This is a genomic window from Variovorax sp. GW821-FHT10B04 (assembly GCF_059415645.1).
Genome location: NZ_JBWKNQ010000003.1, coordinates 178,161 through 197,517 on the forward strand (window position 1 = coordinate 178,161; position 19,357 = coordinate 197,517).

The following is a 19,357-nucleotide window of genomic DNA, read 5'->3' on the forward strand; positions in this document are numbered from 1 at the left end:
GCATGTGCCGAGGTCGCGGACTACAGGGCGGCCTGCGTGGGGCCTCAGTGCTTGCCGGTCGAGCCGTAGCCGCCGGTGCCACGCTCGCTGGGCGCGAAATCCTGCACGACCTGGAACTGCGCCTGCACGACCGGCACGATCACCAGCTGCGCCAGCCGCTCCATCGGATTCAGCACGAACGCCGTCGTGCTGCGGTTCCAGGCGCTGACCTTGAGTTCGCCCTGATAGTCGCTGTCGATCAGCCCGACCAGGTTGCCCAGCACGATGCCATTCTTGTGACCGAGACCCGAGCGCGGAAGGATCAGTGCCGCATAGCCGGAGTCGCCCAGATGGATCGCGATGCCGGTGCCGATCAGCTGGCAGGCATTGGGTTCGAGCGTCAGCGGCGCGTCGAGGCAGGCGCGCAGATCGAGCCCCGCGCTGCCCGCCGTGGCATAGGCCGGCAATTGGTCCGCCATGCGCGGATCGAGGATACGGACGTCGACTTTCACTTCTTTTTCCCTGTCTGTTGTTTCTGTTGGGCCTGCTTGCGCGCCGCTTCATCGGCCCAGGTGCGCAGTCCCTGCGCGGCCACCGCCGCGAATCGGCGCACGATGTCCGCCACACCCAGTGCCGCCGGCGCGCCGTTGGACTGCATGCTGCGGCGCAAGGCAGACGCCGCCGCTGTCGCGGCCGCCGTTCCGGGAGAGTCGGACGACGGCGTCATGCCGACGTCGAGCGCATGCTCGCCCTGCTCCGCCGCACGCCGCGGGAGCGCAGCCTGGGCGGACAGGCGCTCGACATAACTCGCGAAGTCGCCGTTCGGCGGCGTGTTCCATTGCGGATTCATTCGAGCGTCCTTTCGGGCAAACGGGCGGCAATTTCGAGCATGAGCTCGCGCGCCAACTGCAACTTGGGCGCCCGCGGCAGCTCGCGCACACCGTGTGCGTCGACCAGCAGCAAGCTGTTGTCATCCTGCCCGAAGGTCAACGGACCGATGTTGCCGACCAGCAGCGGGATGCCCTTGCGCTGGCGCTTGGCCTTGGCGTGCTCGATCAGGTTTTCGCTTTCGGCCGCAAAGCCGACGCAGAACAGCCGGCCGCTCTGCGCCCGCTCGCCCTGCGCGACCGTGCGGAGGATGTCCGGGTTCTCGACGAAATGCAGCACCGGCGGATTGCCGCTGCCGTCCTTCTTGATCTTCTGCTCGCTGTGCGACGCGGGGCGCCAGTCGGCCACGGCGGCCGTGGCGACGAACACGGTCGCCGCCTGCGAGGCGGCCAGCGTCGCGGCGAGCATGTCGTCGGCCGACAGCACGTCGATCCGGCGCACACCGCGCGGTGTCGGCAGGTGCACGGGGCCCGCCACCAGCGTGACCTCGGCGCCCGCATCGCGCGCAGCACGCGCGATCGCAAAGCCCATCTTGCCGGACGAGTGGTTGGTGATGCCCCGGATCGGGTCGAGCGACTCGAATGTCGGGCCTGCCGTGACCAGCACATGCTGCCCCGCCAGCGACTTCGGCTGGAAGAAGGTCGTGATGTCCTCCAGCAATTCGGCGGCCTCCAGCATGCGGCCGTCACCGGTCTCGCCACAGGCCTGCAATCCGCTGCCGACGCCCAGCAGCACCGCGCCGTCGGCCTGGATCTGCGCCAGATTGCGCTGGGTGGCCGGATGCGCCCACATCTCGCGGTTCATGGCAGGAGCGACCAGCAGCGGCACGCGGCCGATCGGGCGTGCCAGGCACATCAGGCTCAGCAGCTCGTCGGTGCGCCCTTGCGCCAGCCGTGCCGCGAAATCGGCACTGCAGGGCGCGAGCACGATCGCATCGGCCTCGCGGCTCAGGTTGATGTGCGGCATGTTGTTGGGCTCGCGCACATCCCACTGCGAGGTATAGACGGGCCGCCCGGACAGCGCCTGCATGGTGACCGGTGTGATGAACTGCGCCGCGGCATCGGTCATCACCACCTGGACCGTTGCGCCCGCCTTGATCAGCAACCGGCACAGCTCCGCCGACTTGTAGCAGGCGATACCGCCGGTGAGGCCCAGAACGAGGTGTTTGCCTGCGAGATCTTGCATATGCGCCGAAGTGTAATGACCCACGCATGCCCATGCGCCGCACATCGTCCCCCGTTCGACAAGACGCCATTTGTCCCGCCACCGAGAAGGCGAAAGCACCACCGTGGACACGAAGCCGGGGGTCGACCCGCCTATAATCCCGATTTCCCACTGCCCGGACTTCTGCGTCCGGAACTGGCATGACCAAATTCGTCTTCGTCACCGGCGGTGTGGTGTCTTCCCTTGGCAAGGGAATCGCCTCCGCATCGCTCGCCGCGCTCCTTGAATCCCGCGGCCTCAATGTCACCCTCATCAAGCTGGACCCCTACATCAACGTCGACCCCGGCACGATGTCGCCGTTCCAGCACGGCGAGGTGTTCGTCACCGACGACGGGGCCGAAACCGACCTCGACCTCGGCCACTACGAGCGCTTCATCAACACGCGGATGCGCCGCGCCAACAACTTCACGACCGGCCAGATCTACAAGTCGGTGCTCGAGAAGGAACGCCGCGGCGACTACCTCGGCAAGACGGTGCAGGTGATCCCGCACATCACCAACGAGATCCAGGAATACGTCAAGCGCGGCGCCGGCATCGACACGCCGCATGAAGTCGACGTGGCGATCGTCGAGATCGGCGGCACGGTCGGCGACATCGAGTCGCTGCCCTTCCTCGAAGCCGTGCGCCAGATGAGCCTGCGCAACGGCCCGAACAACACGGCTTTCGTCCACCTGTCGTACGTGCCCTGGATCGCCGCCGCCGGCGAGCTCAAGACCAAGCCGACCCAGCACACCGCCAAGGAGCTGCGCGCCATCGGTATACAGGCCGACGTGCTGCTGTGCCGCGCCGACCGCCCGATCCCGGACGACGAACGCGCCAAGATCTCGCTGTTCTCGAACGTGCCCGAATGGGGCGTCATCAGCATGTGGGACGTCGACACCATCTACAAGGTGCCGCGCATGCTGCACGAGCAGGGCCTGGACGGCCTGATCTGCGACAAGCTGCGCATCAACACGCCGCCCGCCAAGCTCAAGCGCTGGGACGACCTGGTCTATGAGGTCGAGCATCCGCAGCGCGAAGTCACCATCGCGATGGTCGGCAAGTACGTCGAGCTGTCGGACAGCTACAAGTCGCTGAACGAAGCACTGCGCCACGCCGGCATGAAGAACCATGCGCGCGTGAAGATCGACTACATCGACTCGGAAACCATCACGCCGCAGGACGTGTCGCGGCTCGCCAAGTACGACGCGGTGCTGGTGCCGGGCGGCTTCGGCGCGCGTGGCGTCGAAGGCAAGATCACGGCGGCCAAGTTCGCCCGCGAGACCAAGGTGCCCTACCTCGGCATCTGCCTGGGCATGCAGGTCGCGACCATCGAGTACGCGCGCAACGTCGCCGGACTGAAGAACGCCAACAGCACCGAGTTCGACGCCACGACGCCCTATCCCGTGATCGCGCTGATCACCGAGTGGAAGGACAACGACGGCACGGTCAAGACGCGCGACGAGAAGTCCGACCTCGGCGGCACGATGCGACTGGGTGCGCAGAGCTCCGACGTGGCGCCCGGCACGCTGGCGCAGACCATCTACGGCGACGTGGTCACCGAACGCCATCGCCACCGCTACGAAGCCAACGTCAACTACCTCGACGACCTGCGCAACGCCGGCCTGGTGATCTCGGCACTCACGCAGCGCGAGCAACTGACCGAAATCGTCGAACTGCCGCAGGACGTGCACCCGTGGTTCATCGGCGTGCAGTTCCACCCGGAATTCAAGTCGACGCCGTGGAGCGGCCATCCGCTGTTCAATGCGTTCATCAAGGCCGCGCTGGACCACCAGGGCACGGACAAGAAGGCGCTGAAGGTCGTCGCTTGACGCGCACGGCACCGTCAGCAGCCCACAAGGAGACACCATGAAACTCTGCGGATTCGACGTCGGGCTGGACAAGCCCTTTTTCCTGATCGCCGGCCCCTGCGTGATCGAGTCCGAGCAACTGCAGATGGACACCGCCGGCACGCTGAAGGAAATCACTTCGGCGCTGGGCATCCCGTTCATCTTCAAGAGCAGTTTCGACAAGGCGAACCGCTCGTCGGGCACGACCTACCGCGGCCCGGGCCGCGAAAAGGGGTTGGAGATCCTGGCCAAGGTCAAGCGTGAGCTCGGCTTGCCGGTGCTGACCGACGTGCACACCGAAGACGACATCACCGAGGCCGCCAAGGTGGTCGACGTGCTGCAGACGCCCGCCTTCCTGTGCCGCCAGACCGATTTCATCCGTGCCGTGGCGCAATCGGGCAAGCCGGTGAACATCAAGAAGGGCCAGTTCCTCGCGCCGCACGACATGAAGAACGTGATCGACAAGGCGCGCGCTGCTGCCAGGGAAGCCGGGTTGCCGGAAGACAGCTTCATGGCCTGCGAACGCGGCGCGAGCTTCGGCTACAACAACCTGGTGTCGGACATGCGCTCGCTTGCGATCATGCGCGAGACCAAGGCGCCGGTGGTGTTCGACGCGACGCATTCGGTGCAACTGCCGGGCGGCCAGGGCACGAGCTCGGGTGGCCAGCGCGAGATGGTGCCCGTGCTGTCGCGCGCCGCCGTCGCGGTCGGCGTGGCGGGCCTCTTCATGGAAACGCATCCCGATCCCGCCAAGGCGCTGAGCGACGGCCCGAACGCCGTGCCGCTCAAGCACATGAAGGCGCTGCTCGAGACGCTGGTCGCGCTCGACGCCGTCACCAAGAAGAACGCTTTCCTGGAGGAGATCTTTCAATCATGAGCGGTTACGTCATTGCCCACGTCGAGGTCACGAACCCGACGCAGTACGAGGAATACAAGAAGTTCTCCAGCGCGGCCATGCAGGCCACGGGCGCCGAAGTGTGCATCCGTGGCGGCAAGGTCGAAGTGCTCGAAGGCGACTGGTCGCCCACGCGCGTGGTCTTGCTGAAATTCCCGACCTTCGAGCAGGCCAAGGCCTTCTACGATGCACCCGAATACCTGAAGGCACGCGAAGCGCGTGCCGGCGCCGCCGTCATGCGGATGATCGTGGTCGAAGGCTTGTAGTTTTTTTGTTTTAAAGGAAAGAAACGCAAATGAGTGCAATCGTAGACATCGTCGGGCGAGAGATCCTCGACAGCCGCGGCAACCCCACCGTCGAATGCGACGTGCTGCTGGAATCGGGCACGATGGGCCGCGCCGCCGTGCCTTCGGGCGCGTCGACCGGCTCGCGTGAGGCCATCGAGCTGCGCGACGGCGACAAGAGCCGCTACCTCGGCAAGGGCGTGCTCAAGGCCGTCGAGAACATCAACACCGAGATCTCGGAAGCCGTGCTCGGCCTGGACGCCAGCGAACAGGCCTTCCTCGACCGTACGCTGCTCGACCTGGACGGCACCGACAACAAGGCACGCCTGGGCGCCAACGCCACGCTGGCCGTGTCGATGGCCGTGGCACGTGCCGCAGCCGAGGAATCGGGCCTGCCGCTGTACCGGTACTTCGGCGGCATGGGCGGCATGCAGCTGCCGGTGCCGATGATGAACGTCATCAACGGCGGCGCCCACGCCAACAACAGCCTGGACCTCCAGGAATTCATGATCATCCCCGTGGGCGCCAAGAGCTTCCGCGAGGCCGTTCGCTATGGCGCCGAAGTGTTCCACGCACTGAAGAAGATCCTCGGCGACCGCGGCATCAGCACGGCCGTGGGCGACGAAGGCGGTTTCGCGCCCAGCGTCGAGAGCCATGAAGCGGCGATCCAGCTGATCCTCGAAGCGATCGACAAGGCCGGCTACACCGCCGGCGAGCAGATCGCCCTGGGCCTGGACTGCGCAGCCAGCGAGTTCTACAAGGACGGCAAGTACGTGCTGTCCGGCGAAAACCTCTCGCTGTCGGCCGAAAGCTGGACCGACATGCTGGCGACCTGGGTCGACAAGTACCCGATCATCAGCATCGAGGACGGCATGCACGAAGGCGACTGGGACGGCTGGAAGCACCTGACCGAACGCCTCGGCAAGCGCGTGCAGCTGGTGGGCGACGACCTGTTCGTCACCAACACCAAGATCCTGCAGGAAGGCATCGACAAGGGCATCGCCAACTCGATCCTGATCAAGATCAACCAGATCGGCACGCTGACCGAGACCTTCGCGGCCATCGAGATGGCCAAGCGCGCGGGCTACACGGCGGTCATTTCGCACCGTTCGGGCGAAACCGAAGACTCGACGATCGCCGACATCGCGGTGGGCACCAACGCCGGCCAGATCAAGACCGGCTCGCTGTCGCGCTCGGACCGCATCGCCAAGTACAACCAGCTGCTGCGCATCGAAGAAGACCTGGGCGACATCGCCGTGTACCCGGGCCGCAGCGCGTTCTACAACCTGCGCTGACCGCGTTGCGCCCCCGGATCGTTCCCGTCGTCCTGGTCCTCCTGCTGCTGTTTCTCCAATGGCAGCTGTGGACCGGTCGCGGGAGCGTGCCCGACGTGGCGCAGCTGCAGGACAAGCTGGCACGCCAGCAGGAGGCCAACGCGCATGCGGCGCTGGCCAACGAACGCCTGTCGTCCGAGGTCAGCGACCTCAAGGAAGGCCTCGAGATGGTCGAGGAACGTGCCCGGCAGGAACTGGGCATGGTCAAGCCGGACGAAGTGTTCGTCCAGATGACGAAGTAGGTTCTCCCCCAGGCTTCGGCGCACTTCGTGTCGCCTTTCGCCAACCCCCTTCCGGGGCAACACCGGCGGCCCGGCGGAGCCGGTTCCGCGGTGTTTCTGGTGGTCTGCGGCTCGCGCACTTCGTGCGCATTGCCTTGTGCGGATACCGCAACGGCGTTTCTTTTGGCGCTTGGGGCGCCTGGCACTTCATACCGAGGCGTGAGTGGCGATTTCGGATCTTCTTTCTGCAACGGCCTTCGTGCTGTGGGGCTCGCCGACCAGCTGGCTGGAAGTCGTCGCGGCCGCGCTCGCGATCGTCATGGTCGGATGCAACATGCGCGAACTGCACTGGGGCTGGCCGCTCGGCATCGTGAGTTCGCTGCTCTATTTCGGCGTGTTCGCCCAGGCCCGGATCTACGGTGACGCGTCGCTGCAGATCGTGTTCGCCGTCGTCGCATTCTGGGGCTGGTTCCAATGGCTGCGCGGACATCGTGCGGACGGTGCCGCGCTGCGCGTGGCGCGCCTGTCACGGCGCGGTGTGGGCATCACGCTCGCGGCCAGCGGGCTGGCCTGGCTCGCCGTCGCGCTGTTCCTGCGGCGCTTCACCAACACCGACGTTCCCTGGTGGGACGGTTTCGCGACGGGCGTGAGCCTGGTCGGTCAGTTCCTGCTGGGTCGCAAATACATCGAGAACTGGCTCGCGTGGATCGCGGTGAACGTGGTCAGCGTCGGGCTGTTCATCCACAAGGGGCTTTGGCTCACGGTCGGGCTCTACGCGCTCTTCGCCCTTCTGGCCGTGGCGGGCTACATGGCCTGGCAACGCCGGCTCGAAGGCCGCGCGGCATGACACCCGACCTCCCATTCGGCACGGTGATCGCCGTGCTGGGCGCCGAGTGCACAGGCAAGACCTCGCTCGCGCGGGCCGTCGCCGCCCGCCTCGCCCAGCGCGGCTTGGCCGTCCGGCTGGTGCCCGAATACCTGCGCGAATGGTGTGACCGCGAGCAGCGCACGCCGGCCGCGCACGAACAGGCCGCGATCGCCGCCGAGCAGACCCGGCGCATCGCGGTCGCCGCCGCCAAGGGCATCGCGGTGGCCGACACCACGGCGGTGATGACGGCCGTCTACAGCGACATGCTGTTCGACGACACATCGCTGTATGCCGAGGCCTTGGCAGCGCAGCGCGGCTATGCGATCACGCTGTTGACGGCGCTCGATCTGCCCTGGGTGCCGGACGGGCTCCAGCGCGACGGCGCGCACGTGCGCGAGCCGATCGATGCGCGGGTGCGCGACACCCTGCAGCGGGCGGCGGTGCCCTATGCAGTCGTTCATGGCAGCGGCCCGCAACGCCTGGCGAGCGCCTGGAACGCCATCTTCCGGACCGCCGAGGCATCGGATGGCGACGGCCATCCGGCCGGCAATCCGCAGGCGTCGGCATCCGGCTGGCGCTGGTCGTGCGACAAGTGCTCCGATCCTGTGTGCGAGCATCGGCTGTTCAGCGACCTCGTCGCTGGCCGACGCTAGCCGGCCAGGAGACCCGATGCATCCGTCCAGGATTTGCGCCGCCGCAATCTGGTTGGCAGCCTGGACGGTCTGCGGCGGCGCGATGGCTGTGCCGGCGCCTCTGGCGGTGCAGGTGGAGAACCGCACGCGCACCACGGTGTGTGCGGAAGAAGACAACGTGTCGCTCGTGCTGCGCGGTGCGCGAGTCGGGCGCTTCACGGTGGAAGCAACACAACCGGCCTACCTCGCGTCCATCGTCGAAGACATCACGGCACCCGATTTCTCCGGCTGCGACTTCAGCGGCAGCGGCCATCCCACGGATCCGGCATTCAGCTTCTCGCCACGGCGGGTCGTGCTGCATGACGGACCGCGGTGGAAGATCGTCGCGCTCACGCTCCCCAGCTTCTGGCGCCCGCACGAGGTGCCGGTGCAGGTCGGGCCGGTCAAGGACCGTGGCTTTCACCTGATCCAGGTTTTCGCCAAGGGCGCCAAGGGGAGCAAACCGAAGGAAGCCATCGTGCTCTATCCAGCCGACGGCTACTGGCGCCTCAAGCCGCTGCCATTGCCGCGTTTCGGCGACGGCGTCTACGGCTCATCCTTCATCATGGGGCCGATCGAGGAGCGCGGACGGCCGGCCGCCAACATCACGTCGATCGTGATCGTGCCGCAGCCCTTGTCGTTCCGGCTGACCTTCGGGAACGGCAGCGAGGCGCGCGTGCGGGTTGCCGAGATCAGCATGCGGCGCACTGCGCTGGAAGTCACGATGAAGCCTGCCACCAGCGATGTGCAGCCCTTTGCAGTGCTGCGCTCGATGTACATCGCCCACGACAACGCGGACATGAGCGAGGTGAGCTGGCGCAGCAGCCCGAAAGGCCCGCGGCAGACCCTGGCGCTGCCGGACCTGTCGACGCTGCAGGCGCCCGACCTGCGCTTCGGTCGCTCGGTGCCTTCACGCCACAACACGAGCGCACCGGACATCCGCTTCAGCGGTTTCGTCGCCAGCCAGCCGCACTGAAGCGGCACCCCGCTCGCAGTGCCTACTGCACCACGGAACTCGCAGGCAGCTGGTCGCCCGGCGGACGGAAGATCTGCGCGGCATCGACCACGTCGAAGCGGTACTGCTTGCCGCAGAAGTCGCAGCCGACCTCGATGTCGCCGCGCTCCGCGATGATCGACTCGGCCTCTTCCACACCCAGGCTGCGGATCATGCCGGTCACGCGTTCGCGGCTGCAGGTGCAGGCGAAGTGCGGCCCCAGCATGCCGGCCTGAGGTTCGAAACGCAGCACGCGCTCTTCCCAGAAAAGGCGGCGAAGAATGGTTTCGACGTCGAGCTGCAGCAGCTCGTCGCGCGTCAGGCTCGATGCCAGGATCGAAATCCGGTTGTAGTCCTCGTTGCGGCCGATCTGGTCTTCGTTGGCCGCATCGTGTGCGGCGCCGGCTGCGCCTTCGAGATTGCCTTCGCCCTTCACGGGCAGGCGCTGGATCAGCAGGCCGGCTGCCGTCTTGTCGTCCGCGGCCAGCACGAGCGTGGTGTCGAGCTGTTCGCTCTGCAGCATGTAGTGCTGCAGCACCTCGCTGACCTTGCCGAGCTTCTCGCCGCGGTCGCCGAACAAGGGCACCACGCCCTGGTAGGGCTGCTGGCCGGGCACTCGGTTCTTCGGGTCGAGCGTGATCGCGCAGCGGCCCTTGTTGTTGACGTTGACCATGTCCGGCAAGCGCGCGTCGTCGGCGACCTCGCCGGTGATCGTCGCGGTGGCGCGCAGGCTCAGGTCGGGCTTGACCTCGGCCACGGCGACCTTGACCGGGCCATCGCCGAAGATCTGCAGGATCAGCGCGCCATTGAACTTGATGTTCGACTGCATCAGCGTGGCCGCGGCCGTCATCTCGCCGAGCAGCTCGGCCACCGCCGGCGGATAGGCTCCCGTCGCCGTGTTGGACGCGCGCCGCGCGAGGATCTCCTGCCAGGCATCGGTCAGCCGCACGATCATGCCGCGCACCGGCAGGCCGTCGAACAGGAACTTGTGCAATTCGCTCAAAACATCATCCTTTCAAGTTCCCCCGCCCGATGGCCCGGTGATCCGGGGTTCGGCGCACTCGCGCGAATGCCTGGGGATGTCAGATCTTCTTCAGGCCCTTGGCGAAGCGCCGGGCGTTGGCCACATACCCTTCGGCGCTGGCCTTCAACTTGGCGGCGGCCGCGTCATCCAGCGTACGCACCACCTTGGCGGGCGCGCCGATGATCAGGGAATTGTCCGGAAACTCCTTGCCCTCGGTCACCACGCTGCCGGCGCCAACGATCGAATTGCGGCCGATCCTCGCCTTATTCAAGATCACCGCCTGGATACCGATCAGCGAGTTGTCGCCGATCGTGCAGCCGTGCAGCATGACCTGATGGCCGATGGTGACGTTGTCGCCGATCGTCAGCGGGGCGCCGTGGTCGGTGTGCAGCACCGACAGGTCCTGCACGTTGCTGTTGCGGCCGATGGCGATCAATTCGTTGTCGCCGCGCAGCACCGCGCCGAACCAGACGCTGGCGTTCTCGGCGAGCGCCACCTGGCCGATCACCTGCGCGCTGTCGGCGACCCATGCGCCTTCGCCCATCTGCGGCGCCTGGCCGTCGAGTTCATAGAGTGCCATCGTGGGGTCTCCAAATGTCGAAAGAAATGTCGGAAAACTAGAATTGTAGGGATGCATCTCCGTCTCGCCGCCCTCGACGCCCTGCGCCTGGACGCCCCCGAAAGCAAAGTCGACGCCACGCGCGCACTGGCTGCGCGATCGCTCGAACAACCGATGCCGCTCGAGCCTGTTCGCACGGACGGCGACGACATCGGCGTCCCCGGCCGACCGGCGCGGCCGGAGCATGTCTCGGCGATGGCCGTCGGGAAACGCTCGCCTTTCGTTCCGGACGGCCGCGCGGCGTTGATCCATTCGATCTGCCACATCGAGTTCAATGCCATCAACCTCGCCCTGGATGCCGTCTGGCGCTTCGACGGCATGCCGGAGGCCTACTACCGCGACTGGCTGCGCGTGGCCGACGAGGAGGCCCAGCACTTCGCCATGCTGCACACGCACCTGCAGACCATGGGTTTCCGCTACGGCGACTTCACCGCGCACGACGGGCTCTGGTCGATGTGCGAGAAGACGAAGCACGACGTGCTCGCGCGCATGGCGCTGGTGCCGCGCACGCTGGAGGCCCGCGGTCTCGACGCGACGCCGCTGATCCAGGCGCGGCTGCGGCGCGTGAACACGCCGGACGCGCTGCGGGCGGTCGAGATCCTCGACGTCATCCTTCGCGACGAGGTCGGTCACGTCGCGATCGGCAACCACTGGTACCGCTGGCTGTGCGACCGCGCAGGCCTCGACCCGATCGCCGAGTACCGCGTGCTGTACCGGCGCCACGAGGCGCCACGGCTGAAGGCGCCGTTCAACCTCGAGGCCCGCGCGCGCGCCGGCTTCAACGACGAAGAACTGCGCGATCTCCAGCAGACCTGAGGCTCGGGGTCCGGCTTTGCGCCGTCCAGTTCAGGCCGGCCGGCGCGACACCACCAGCTTCGGCGTGAAACGCTGCAGCACCTCGCCGCGCTGATTGAGGGTTTCGCAGCGCATCTGCACCATGCCGCGGTTCGGCTTGGACCGAGACGGAATCACCTCGACCACCTCGCCTTCCACATGCAGCACGTCGCCGGGTCGCGTGGGCTGCGGCCAGTGGATCTCGCCGCCCGAGCCGATGATGCCGTCGGCCAGCGGGATGCCGCCTTCGACCAGCAGCTTCATCGTGAGCGCGGCGGTATGCCAGCCGCTCGCCGCCAACCCCTGGAAGAACGTCGCTTGCGCGGCCTCCGGATCGGTGTGGAAAGGTTGCGGATCGAACTGGGCCGCGAAGGCCAGGATCTGCGCCGCATCGAGCACGTGCTCGCCGCTCGTGAAGCGATCGCCGGGCTTCAGGTCGTCCAGGTACAGCAGGGGTTGGGCAGCGGTGGCCGGGGTCGTCATGGATGTCTCCTCAATGGCTCGACGGGTATCGGGTTTGGACAGGTGGCTCGGCGTCGATCTTGTCACGCCATCGCCCGAACGTCAGACACGTTCGAGGATCGTCGCAATGCCCTGTCCGCCGCCGATGCACTGCGTCGCGAGCGCATAGCGCACGTTCTCGCGCACCAGCAGCGCGGCGGCCTTGCCCGTGATGCGCGCACCGGTCGCGCCCAGCGGATGGCCGATCGACAGCCCGCCACCGTCGAGGTTGACGGTCGCCGGATCGAGCCCCAGGTCGCGGATGCAGGCCAGCGCCTGCGACGAGAAAGCCTCGTTGATCTCGACCACGCCCAGGTCCTGCACCGTGAGCCCGGCGCGCGCCAGCGCCTTGCGGGTCGCCGGGATCGGACCGATGCCCATCACTGCCGGATCGACCCCGACCGTCGCGAACGAGCGGATGCGCGCGAGCGCCTTCAGCCCGTGCTTCTCGGCGAAGGCGTCGCTGGTGACCAGCACCGCGGCGGCGCCATCGGTCAATGGCGACGACGTGCCGGCCGTAACCACACCGTCGGGCCGGAACACCGGCTTCAGTGCGGCCAGCGCCTCCAGCGACGTCGCGGGGCGGATGCAGCCGTCGCTGTCGACCATGTCGCCCGAGGCGGTGCGGATCGCGACGATCTCGTCGCGCAGGCGGCCCTGCTCACGCGCAGCCGTGGCCTTGCGGTGCGACTCGACGGCCAGCGCCTCCTGGTCGGTGCGGCTCACGTTCCAGCGAGCAGCCACGTTCTCGGCGGTCTCGCCCATCGAGATGTAGGCGTCGGTGCCGGCCAGTTCGGGGCTGGTCGAAAAATTGAAGCCGCCCTGCGGCACCATCGTCATCGACTCGACACCCACGCACAGGAAGGCCTCGCCCATACCGGCCTCGATCTGTGCGGCGGCGATGTGCACGGCCTGCATCGACGAGCCGCAGAAGCGGTTGACGGTCATGCCGCCGACCTCCTGTGGCAAGCCGGCCAGCAGTCCGACGATGCGCGCCAGGTTGTTGCCCTGCGAGGCTTCCGGGTAGGCACAGCCGAGGATCACGTCCTCCAGCAATGCGGGGTCGAGGTCGGTGCGCTTCAACAGCCCGCCCACCACCTGGGCGGCCAGCGTGTCGGGGCGGGTACCGGCCAAGGCGCCCTTGCGCGCGAAATGGAACGGCGAACGGGCATAGGCGGAAATCACGGCTTTCATGGAACGGCTCCTTGGTCTTCGGTTTCAAACTACCGACCAATCGGTAGTCTTTGGGGTGAAAAATGAGGACACGCGGACGTGCCCTCGGCTCGCTTCGTTCAGTACGTCAGGTGATCGACAACGATTGCCTGAGTTGTGCCACGACGGCGTCGAAATCTTCCGTGCGGCCGGTCATGCGCGCCGACAGCAACGCGCCCTGGCAGATCGCAAACACGGTGCCGGCGACCGTGTCGACCGGCGCGCCCAGCTTCAGCTCGGGTGCCAGTGCGCCCAGCACGCCGGTGAGCCAGAGCACCTGCACGCTGCGCAACTCGCGCACCGCATCGCGCAGTTCGTCGTTGATGCAGTCCCAGCCTGGTGCCAGCGCACCGGCGGGGCAGACGGCGGAACCGGCCTTCAGCGTACGGCTGTACATCCGGAAATAGGCCTCGAGCCATTCCCGCGGCGTGCGCTGCTTCGCCACGGACCAATCCCGAAAGCCTTGCGTCGCCTCCCGCAGCACCTCGACGCCGAGCGCCTCCTTGGTCGGGAAGTGGTGGTACAGGCTCGCCTTGCGGATGCCGACCTGGTCGGCCACGTCCTGGAAACTGAAGCCGAGGTAGGAGCGCGTCTGGATCAGTTCGCGCGCCACACGCACGATCTGGTCGCGCGTGCTGCCTGCCGGAGGCGCTGTGGAACGGTTGGAGGATGCGACTGACATCTACCTACTATAAGGTAGGTTCGATTGGATTTCAACCCATCGACGCATCGTCGGCACTCCCCCGCTGCTCAGTCGGCCTTGATCCCGGCTGTCTTGATGATCCGGCCGTTCGACTCGTACTCGCTCGCAATCTCCTTCGCGAAGTCGGCCGCGGTGCCGCCGGTCGGCACGTTGTCGGTGGCAGTCAGCCGGGCACGCAGCTCCGGGCTGGCGAGTGCCTTGTTGATCTCGGCGTTGTAGCGCGCCAGCAAGGCGGGCGGCGTTGCCGCTGGCGCGAAGATGCCGAACAGCGACGACAGGTTGGCCGCGCCGTAGCCCAGCTCGCCCAGCGTCGGCACCTGCGGCAGCGATTCGAGCCGCGTTGGCGCGCCGACGGCGAGCGCACGCAACTTGCCGGCCTGCATGTGCGCCGACAGCACCGGCCCGGCGTTGGTCGACAGGATCTCGAACTGGCCGCTCAGCGCGTCGTTCATCTGCTGGCCGCCGCCCTTGTACGGCACGTGCGTGATGTCGACCTTCGCCGACGCGCGCAGTTGCTCCAGCATGATGTGGCCGAGCGAAGCCGGCCCGGACGTCGCCCAGCGCACCGCGCCGGGATTCGCCCTGGCCTCGGCGAGCAGGCCGGGGAAATCGCGGCTCTTGCTCGCCGAGGTCGCCAGCAGCAGCACCGGCGAATACATCACGCTGGCCACCGGTGCGATGTCCTTGAACGGGTCGTAGGGCACCTTGCCGAGATGCGGACTCAGCACGAGCGGGCTGATCGCCGCGAAGCCCAGCGTGGCACCGTCGGGCTGCGCCTTGGCAACGGCGTCCACGCCGATCGCGCCGCTGGCACCGGCCCGGTTGTCGATGATCACTGCGCTGCCGAGCTGCTGGGACAGCTTGTCGGCCAGCGCGCGCGCCACGACGTCGCTGACACCACCGGCCGGGTAGGCGACGATGATCCGGATCGTCTTGGGGACGGTCTGCGCACCGGCCGACATGCCCAGCATCGCCGCGGCGCAGAACGCGAGCACGGTGCGTCGCGAAGGAAGGAAGACAGGATTTTTCATGGCCGTCATTGTCGACTCGGCCGGCTGCATGCGCTCAAGCGGCCGGTGGGTCGCCATGGACGTCGCGTGCAAGCGCCAACGCATTGCCGATCGCCTCGCCACCCGCCGTGTTGTCGAAGATGCACCAGCAGGAAATCCCCTCTTCCTGCGCACGCCGCAGCCGCCGGCCCAATTGCGCCAGCACGTCGCTGTCGTACGGCGACCAGTAGGTCCGCGGCGCCCCATGCAGCCGCAGATAGACCAGGTGAGGCCAGCCGCCCGGCGCCATGCCGGCGGCGTGCAGCACCGGATCGGCGAGCACGCGAGTCACCTGGAAGCGCGCAAGAAGCGCATCGGCCGGCGCTTCGAACCAGCTCGCATGCCGCGGCTCCAGCGCCACCGGACCCGCATACCGCTTGCGAAGGGCGCGCAGAAAGGCACTCGCCACATGCGCATCGAACGCATGGCTCGGGGCCAGTTGCACGACCAGGCAACCCAGCTTCTCGCCGAGGCCACCCGCCTGCGACAGGAACGCATCGAGCGCCGGCATCGATCCAGCCAGTTTCTGCACGTGCGTGATGGTCTTCGGCAATTTCACCGCGAAGCGAAAGTGCCCGGGCGTGCTGGCGGCCCATCGCTCGTAGGTCTCACGCCGGTGAGGACGATAGAACGATGTGTCGATCTCGACGGTATCGAAGCGCGCGGCATAGCGTTCCAGGTGCGACCCCGCGGCCGGAAACTGCGGCCATTGCGCGCGCGGCAAGCTCCAACCCGCACAGCCGACACGCACGATCGGCACGCAGTCAACCTCTCGGATGGTGGTGCGCATGCAACTGCTTGAGCCGCTCGCGCGCCACGTGCGTGTAGATCGTGGTCGTCGAGATGTCGGCATGGCCCAGCAGCAGCTGGACCGCACGCAGGTCGGCGCCATGGTTGAGCAGGTGCGTGGCGAAAGCATGCCGCAAGGTGTGCGGCGACAGCGGCGAGTGGATGCCGGCCGCCTGCGCTTGCTTCTTCACGATGATCCAGAACATCACCCGCGTCATGCCCGCGCCGCGCGCCGTCACGAACAGGTCGGGCGTCTGCTGGCCGCCGAGGATCTCGGGCCGCGCGTCTTCCAGATAGCGCTCGATCCAGCGCCGAGCCTCGCCGCCGAACGGAACGAGCCGTTCCTTGTTGCCCTTGCCCAGCACGCGCACCACGCCGTCGTTCAGGCTCATGTCGAAGACCTTGAGCGACACCAGTTCGCTCACGCGCAGGCCACTCGCGTACATCAGTTCCAGCATCGCCCGGTCGCGCAGGCCGAGCGGCGAATCGACGTCGGGTGCATTCAGCAGGTCGTCGACCTGCTTTTCCGACATGGTCTTGATGGCGCGCGGCGCCTGCCTGGCGGGCGCGAGGCGCAGCGTGGGGTCGGCCACGACACGTTGCTCCCGCAGCGCCCACCGGAAATAGCGCTTGAACACCGTGAGGCGCCGGTTGGCCGACGTCGCCTTGCCCTTCTCGATCAGGCGCGCGCCCATGTAGGCCTGCAGATCGGCTTCCTGCGCCGCCATCAGCGCCTTGCCGCGCTGCGCCTGCAGCCAGTGCGCGAACATCGCGAGGTCGCGCCGGTATGCCGCCAGCGTGTTCTTCGACAACCCGTCCTCCAGCCACAGTGCATCGACGAATTCATCGATCTCGGGCGTATCGGGCGCGGGTGTCTCAACAGCAGGCATGGCGGCAAGATAACAGAGGCAGAAATGAAAAAGCCGCCCGGCAGGGGCGGCTGGAAGCTTCGGGAGCGCGGACGGCGAACGGGGCATGCCGCCGCGTTCGGCCGCACTCAGTCCAGTTGCAGCTTCTGCTTGGCGACGACCTGCTTGTAGATCTCGAACTCGGCCTTGATCTGTGCGGCGAACTGCTCGGGCGTATTGGCCACGATGATCGAATCGGTGTCCTCGATGCGTTTGCGCACCGCCGGGTCGGCCAGCGCCTTCTTCACGCCCTCGTTGACCTTGTCGACCACGTCCTTCGGCAGGCCCTTGGGGCCCAGGATGCCGTAGTAAGCCATGCGGTTGACCGGCTCCAGACCGACTTCCTTGAAGGTCGGCACGTTCGGCAATGCGGCCACGCGGGTGGGCGCGCTCACGACGATGGGAATCAGCTTGCCGGCCTTGATGAAGGGCAGCGCCGACGGCAGGTTGTCGAAGATCATCGGCACCTGGCCGGCCACGGTGTCGTTCAGCGCCGGGCCCGCACCGCGGTACGGGATGTGGGTCACGAAGGTGCCGGTCAGGCTCTTGTAGAGCTCCATCAGCAGATGCCCGATGCCGCCGGTGCCCGACGACGAATACGAGTACTTGCCCGGATTCTTCTTGAGCTCCGCGATGAACTCGGCGTAGTTCTTGGCCGGAAAGCTCGGATTCACCGCGATGATGTTCGGCGTCGCCGCGATGTTGATGATCGGCGTGAAGTCGTTCACCGGGTCGTACGGCGTCTTCGGGTTGATCGCGGGGTTGGCGGCCGTGCTAGACACGGTGGCGATGCCAAGCTTGTAGCCATCCGGCGCGGCACGCGCCGTTTCGGCCGCGCCGACGATGCCGCCGCCGCCCGCACGGTTCACGACGATCACCGGCTGTCCCAGCACCTTGCCCAACGGGTCGCCGACGACCCGCGCGACGATGTCGGTGGTGCCGCCGGGCGCGAACGGCACGCTCAGTTCGATCGGCTTGGTGGGATAAGCCTGCGCGAACACGGGGCCGGCCATCACGGCCAGCGCCGAAACAGCGGCGAGGGCGCTCCATTGACGTCGTTGCATCGACACACTCCTGTAGTTGAAGTCAGGTTGAGATCAGAAAATCCAGGCTTCGATGCTAGCGTTTTCCCCTCATTCCGCCGCCCTGGATAACCCATGGTCGCCGACGGTTTCCTCGAATCGGGGACTCGCGCGGCGGCTCGTCGGCGGCGGCCTCCTCCGGTGTGAGCATCAACCCGTCGCGCGCCTTGACCAACAGCGCCACGAGCTGCGCATGCTCGGCCTCGGTGAGCGCGGCCAGAGCCCGGGTCTGCAGCGCATCGCTGATGCCGAGGGCGGCGTCCAGTGCCAAGGCAGCGCTCGGCTGCAACAGGATCTGGTTCACGCGGCGATCGCCCGGATGCGGCCTGCGCCGCAACCAGCCGGCGGCTTCGAGGCGGTCGCACAAGGTGGCGATCGACATGGCACTGAGCGCGAGACGTTGGGCCAGTTCGGCCTGCGACAAGGGCTGCTCGTCCCCCTGCATCGCCAGCACGCCGAGCAATCGGCACTGGCCGCGCGACAGGCCCAGGCGCTGACGGGTCATCCGGTCGAACTGTTCGCCATAAAGCTTGGCGACATCGTTGACGAGAACACCGAAACGCCGGGTTAGATCCACATTCATACTGGCGGAATTGTAAGTAGCGTTGTTTGTCGTATGCGGACGAAACCCCGGCGCACGGGGGCGCATCCGTCATCGCCTACGCCATCGTCCGGCCTGGACCGACGGGCCATCCGCGTGCACCGATGCTCACTGAATCGAGCGCAAGTCGGGATTGCCACCATTCGATTCGATGAGCACGAGGCACTGCACGATGCGCATCGGAGCAACGAAACATGCGGCAAGCGACGGAGACCATTCAGCCTGGCTTCTCGCGGTGGCAGGCGCTCACCGACGAGATGGCCGAGCAACTCGAAGCCATGTGGCGAGGCGACGCTCGCGCGCGGACGCGTGTGGGCATGCTGTCGCGGGAGCTGCAGCGCCTGGCCCACCAGCAATCGAGCGATCCTGCACGGGCGATCCATCAAAGTGTCGACAGGCTGGCCTAATATATGCAAAGTCCATTGCAGAGTCCGTGCACGCCGCCCCACATCTCCGGGGGCGCACTCTCATGAGGAGATGAGTCATGAATCGCTTGATTGTCCTGCTGTCGGCCGCCGCCCTTGCGGGCTGTGCCGCAGTCCCTGGCGTGAAATCGTCCGCAGAAGATGTCGAGGCCTCGCAAGGCCTTCAGTTTGCGGCGACCGGCAAGCCCTGGGACGTCGCAGGCTGCGTCGATCGCAATGTGAAGAAGTCACTGGCGCCGATGTTCGTGTCTCGCACCGCGGAGGATGGCCGCGGCATGAAGCTGACGGTGAACTCCGACGTGGGCACCGCAGGCATCGTCAGCATCCAGCCCGCCGCAACCGGTTCGCGCGTGTTCGTCAAGCTGTCGCCGTATTACATCTTCAAGGGCTCGATCGCCGGCAAGATGGTCAACGACTGCTGAC

The 19,357-nt window shown here is 66.8% G+C and carries 24 protein-coding genes; 11 read left to right on the forward strand and 13 right to left on the reverse strand.

Annotation, left to right across the window (positions count from 1 at the left end; genetic code table 11):
- Nucleotides 1-44: 44 nt before the first annotated feature.
- Genes dut through coaBC form a run of 3 tightly spaced genes read right to left on the reverse strand, consistent with a single transcriptional unit; the run spans nt 45 to nt 2,052 of the window.
- Nucleotides 45-491 (reverse strand): dUTP diphosphatase, encoded by a 447-nt coding sequence (gene dut, locus AC07PZ_RS09055; protein WP_495294722.1) that lies wholly within the window; start codon nt 489-491, stop codon nt 45-47.
- The gene (locus tag AC07PZ_RS09060; protein WP_495294723.1) at nt 488-829 is read right to left on the reverse strand and encodes a hypothetical protein; all 342 of its coding nucleotides are present in this window, start codon (nt 827-829) and stop codon (nt 488-490) included. The genes dut and AC07PZ_RS09060 overlap by 4 nt, the downstream gene beginning before the upstream one ends.
- Entirely contained in the window at nt 826-2,052 is a 1,227-nt protein-coding gene (gene coaBC / locus AC07PZ_RS09065) for a bifunctional phosphopantothenoylcysteine decarboxylase/phosphopantothenate--cysteine ligase CoaBC (protein WP_495294724.1), read from the reverse strand. Before coaBC ends, AC07PZ_RS09060 begins: the two co-directional genes overlap by 4 nt.
- A 179-nt stretch (nt 2,053-2,231) precedes the next feature.
- Between coaBC and pyrG the strand changes: the two genes are divergently transcribed.
- From pyrG to AC07PZ_RS09105, 8 genes are all read left to right on the forward strand, one after another.
- Entirely contained in the window at nt 2,232-3,902 is a 1,671-nt protein-coding gene (gene pyrG / locus AC07PZ_RS09070) for a CTP synthase (RefSeq protein WP_495294725.1), read from the forward strand.
- 37 nt (nt 3,903-3,939) lie between these two features.
- A complete protein-coding gene (gene kdsA, locus AC07PZ_RS09075) occupies nt 3,940-4,797 on the forward strand; it encodes a 3-deoxy-8-phosphooctulonate synthase (protein ID WP_495294726.1) in 858 nt (285 codons plus the stop codon).
- Nucleotides 4,791-5,081 (forward strand): DUF1330 domain-containing protein, encoded by a 291-nt coding sequence (locus AC07PZ_RS09080; RefSeq protein WP_495295155.1) that lies wholly within the window; start codon nt 4,791-4,793, stop codon nt 5,079-5,081. Before kdsA ends, AC07PZ_RS09080 begins: the two co-directional genes overlap by 7 nt.
- 29 nt (nt 5,082-5,110) lie before the next feature.
- On the forward strand, nt 5,111-6,394 hold the full coding sequence (eno, locus tag AC07PZ_RS09085) for a phosphopyruvate hydratase (protein ID WP_495294727.1): 1,284 nt from the start codon (nt 5,111-5,113) through the stop codon (nt 6,392-6,394).
- Nucleotides 6,395-6,399: 5 nt separating this feature from the next.
- Nucleotides 6,400-6,675, forward strand: coding sequence for a cell division protein FtsB (ftsB, locus tag AC07PZ_RS09090; protein ID WP_495294728.1), 276 nt, complete (start codon nt 6,400-6,402; stop codon nt 6,673-6,675).
- 208 nt (nt 6,676-6,883) lie between these two features.
- Nucleotides 6,884-7,501: a nicotinamide riboside transporter PnuC gene (pnuC, locus tag AC07PZ_RS09095; RefSeq protein WP_495295156.1), complete on the forward strand. Its 618-nt coding sequence runs from the start codon at nt 6,884-6,886 to the stop codon at nt 7,499-7,501.
- On the forward strand, nt 7,498-8,175 hold the full coding sequence (locus AC07PZ_RS09100) for an AAA family ATPase (protein WP_495294729.1): 678 nt from the start codon (nt 7,498-7,500) through the stop codon (nt 8,173-8,175). Before pnuC ends, AC07PZ_RS09100 begins: the two co-directional genes overlap by 4 nt.
- Nucleotides 8,176-8,191: 16 nt before the next feature.
- Complete coding sequence (locus tag AC07PZ_RS09105) at nt 8,192-9,169, forward strand: hypothetical protein (protein ID WP_495294730.1); 978 nt, start codon at nt 8,192-8,194, stop codon at nt 9,167-9,169.
- Nucleotides 9,170-9,191: 22 nt separating this feature from the next.
- On the opposite strand, the gene hslO is transcribed toward AC07PZ_RS09105, so the two are convergent.
- Nucleotides 9,192-10,190 (reverse strand): Hsp33 family molecular chaperone HslO, encoded by a 999-nt coding sequence (gene hslO, locus AC07PZ_RS09110; RefSeq protein WP_495294731.1) that lies wholly within the window; start codon nt 10,188-10,190, stop codon nt 9,192-9,194.
- 79 nt (nt 10,191-10,269) lie between these two features.
- Entirely contained in the window at nt 10,270-10,791 is a 522-nt protein-coding gene (locus tag AC07PZ_RS09115; protein WP_495294732.1) for a gamma carbonic anhydrase family protein, read from the reverse strand.
- Between the two features lie 51 nt (nt 10,792-10,842).
- Here AC07PZ_RS09115 and AC07PZ_RS09120 point away from each other — a divergent pair, with 51 nt between their 5' ends.
- Nucleotides 10,843-11,646 carry a ferritin-like domain-containing protein gene (locus AC07PZ_RS09120; protein ID WP_495294733.1) on the forward strand — a complete coding sequence of 268 codons (804 nt, stop codon included), beginning with the start codon at nt 10,843-10,845 and terminating at the stop codon, nt 11,644-11,646.
- A 30-nt stretch (nt 11,647-11,676) separates the two neighbouring features.
- On the opposite strand, the gene AC07PZ_RS09125 is transcribed toward AC07PZ_RS09120, so the two are convergent.
- The 8 genes from AC07PZ_RS09125 to AC07PZ_RS09160 form a co-directional block, all read right to left on the reverse strand.
- Nucleotides 11,677-12,147 carry a MaoC family dehydratase gene (locus AC07PZ_RS09125; protein ID WP_495294734.1) on the reverse strand — a complete coding sequence of 157 codons (471 nt, stop codon included), beginning with the start codon at nt 12,145-12,147 and terminating at the stop codon, nt 11,677-11,679.
- A gap of 81 nt (nt 12,148-12,228) precedes the next feature.
- Complete coding sequence (locus tag AC07PZ_RS09130) at nt 12,229-13,359, reverse strand: thiolase family protein (protein WP_495294735.1); 1,131 nt, start codon at nt 13,357-13,359, stop codon at nt 12,229-12,231.
- Nucleotides 13,360-13,465: 106 nt separating this feature from the next.
- Nucleotides 13,466-14,059, reverse strand: a complete 594-nt coding sequence (locus AC07PZ_RS09135; protein ID WP_495294736.1) for a TetR/AcrR family transcriptional regulator — start codon at nt 14,057-14,059, stop codon at nt 13,466-13,468.
- A gap of 68 nt (nt 14,060-14,127) precedes the next feature.
- Nucleotides 14,128-15,111 carry a Bug family tripartite tricarboxylate transporter substrate binding protein gene (locus AC07PZ_RS09140; RefSeq protein WP_495294737.1) on the reverse strand — a complete coding sequence of 328 codons (984 nt, stop codon included), beginning with the start codon at nt 15,109-15,111 and terminating at the stop codon, nt 14,128-14,130.
- A gap of 34 nt (nt 15,112-15,145) precedes the next feature.
- The gene (locus tag AC07PZ_RS09145) at nt 15,146-15,919 is read right to left on the reverse strand and encodes a DUF72 domain-containing protein (RefSeq protein WP_495294738.1); all 774 of its coding nucleotides are present in this window, start codon (nt 15,917-15,919) and stop codon (nt 15,146-15,148) included.
- Nucleotides 15,894-16,808, reverse strand: a complete 915-nt coding sequence (gene xerD, locus AC07PZ_RS09150) for a site-specific tyrosine recombinase XerD (protein WP_495294739.1) — start codon at nt 16,806-16,808, stop codon at nt 15,894-15,896. Before xerD ends, AC07PZ_RS09145 begins: the two co-directional genes overlap by 26 nt.
- Before the next feature lie 107 nt (nt 16,809-16,915).
- Entirely contained in the window at nt 16,916-17,890 is a 975-nt protein-coding gene (locus tag AC07PZ_RS09155) for a tripartite tricarboxylate transporter substrate binding protein BugE (protein ID WP_495294740.1), read from the reverse strand.
- Nucleotides 17,891-17,945: 55 nt separating this feature from the next.
- Nucleotides 17,946-18,491 carry a MarR family winged helix-turn-helix transcriptional regulator gene (locus AC07PZ_RS09160; RefSeq protein ID WP_495294741.1) on the reverse strand — a complete coding sequence of 182 codons (546 nt, stop codon included), beginning with the start codon at nt 18,489-18,491 and terminating at the stop codon, nt 17,946-17,948.
- A gap of 212 nt (nt 18,492-18,703) precedes the next feature.
- Here AC07PZ_RS09160 and AC07PZ_RS09165 point away from each other — a divergent pair, with 212 nt between their 5' ends.
- Both AC07PZ_RS09165 and AC07PZ_RS09170 read left to right on the forward strand, forming a co-directional pair.
- Nucleotides 18,704-18,916 (forward strand): hypothetical protein, encoded by a 213-nt coding sequence (locus tag AC07PZ_RS09165; RefSeq protein ID WP_495294742.1) that lies wholly within the window; start codon nt 18,704-18,706, stop codon nt 18,914-18,916.
- A gap of 77 nt (nt 18,917-18,993) precedes the next feature.
- A complete protein-coding gene (locus AC07PZ_RS09170) occupies nt 18,994-19,356 on the forward strand; it encodes a hypothetical protein (RefSeq protein ID WP_495294743.1) in 363 nt (120 codons plus the stop codon).
- Nucleotide 19,357 lies beyond the last annotated feature (1 nt).

What these genes read in the sequence shown, in the direction of transcription:
- AC07PZ_RS09060 (WP_495294723.1), bottom strand. Translation starts at nt 829, where the DNA reads ATGAATCCGCAATGGAACACGCCGCCGAACGGCGACTTCGCGAGTTAT.
- AC07PZ_RS09125 (WP_495294734.1), bottom strand. Translation starts at nt 12,147, where the DNA reads ATGACGACCCCGGCCACCGCTGCCCAACCCCTGCTGTACCTGGACGAC.
- xerD (WP_495294739.1), bottom strand. Translation starts at nt 16,808, where the DNA reads ATGCCTGCTGTTGAGACACCCGCGCCCGATACGCCCGAGATCGATGAA.
- AC07PZ_RS09165 (WP_495294742.1), top strand. Translation starts at nt 18,704, where the DNA reads ATGCGGCAAGCGACGGAGACCATTCAGCCTGGCTTCTCGCGGTGGCAG.
- AC07PZ_RS09170 (WP_495294743.1), top strand. Translation starts at nt 18,994, where the DNA reads ATGAATCGCTTGATTGTCCTGCTGTCGGCCGCCGCCCTTGCGGGCTGT.
- AC07PZ_RS09135 (WP_495294736.1), bottom strand. Translation starts at nt 14,059, where the DNA reads ATGTCAGTCGCATCCTCCAACCGTTCCACAGCGCCTCCGGCAGGCAGC.
- AC07PZ_RS09140 (WP_495294737.1), bottom strand. Translation starts at nt 15,111, where the DNA reads ATGAAAAATCCTGTCTTCCTTCCTTCGCGACGCACCGTGCTCGCGTTC.
- AC07PZ_RS09160 (WP_495294741.1), bottom strand. Translation starts at nt 18,491, where the DNA reads ATGAATGTGGATCTAACCCGGCGTTTCGGTGTTCTCGTCAACGATGTC.
- kdsA (WP_495294726.1), top strand. Translation starts at nt 3,940, where the DNA reads ATGAAACTCTGCGGATTCGACGTCGGGCTGGACAAGCCCTTTTTCCTG.
- AC07PZ_RS09100 (WP_495294729.1), top strand. Translation starts at nt 7,498, where the DNA reads ATGACACCCGACCTCCCATTCGGCACGGTGATCGCCGTGCTGGGCGCC.
- AC07PZ_RS09105 (WP_495294730.1), top strand. Translation starts at nt 8,192, where the DNA reads ATGCATCCGTCCAGGATTTGCGCCGCCGCAATCTGGTTGGCAGCCTGG.
- coaBC (WP_495294724.1), bottom strand. Translation starts at nt 2,052, where the DNA reads ATGCAAGATCTCGCAGGCAAACACCTCGTTCTGGGCCTCACCGGCGGT.
- AC07PZ_RS09145 (WP_495294738.1), bottom strand. Translation starts at nt 15,919, where the DNA reads ATGCGCACCACCATCCGAGAGGTTGACTGCGTGCCGATCGTGCGTGTC.
- AC07PZ_RS09130 (WP_495294735.1), bottom strand. Translation starts at nt 13,359, where the DNA reads ATGAAAGCCGTGATTTCCGCCTATGCCCGTTCGCCGTTCCATTTCGCG.
- eno (WP_495294727.1), top strand. Translation starts at nt 5,111, where the DNA reads ATGAGTGCAATCGTAGACATCGTCGGGCGAGAGATCCTCGACAGCCGC.
- AC07PZ_RS09115 (WP_495294732.1), bottom strand. Translation starts at nt 10,791, where the DNA reads ATGGCACTCTATGAACTCGACGGCCAGGCGCCGCAGATGGGCGAAGGC.
- AC07PZ_RS09120 (WP_495294733.1), top strand. Translation starts at nt 10,843, where the DNA reads ATGCATCTCCGTCTCGCCGCCCTCGACGCCCTGCGCCTGGACGCCCCC.
- pyrG (WP_495294725.1), top strand. Translation starts at nt 2,232, where the DNA reads ATGACCAAATTCGTCTTCGTCACCGGCGGTGTGGTGTCTTCCCTTGGC.
- AC07PZ_RS09155 (WP_495294740.1), bottom strand. Translation starts at nt 17,890, where the DNA reads ATGCAACGACGTCAATGGAGCGCCCTCGCCGCTGTTTCGGCGCTGGCC.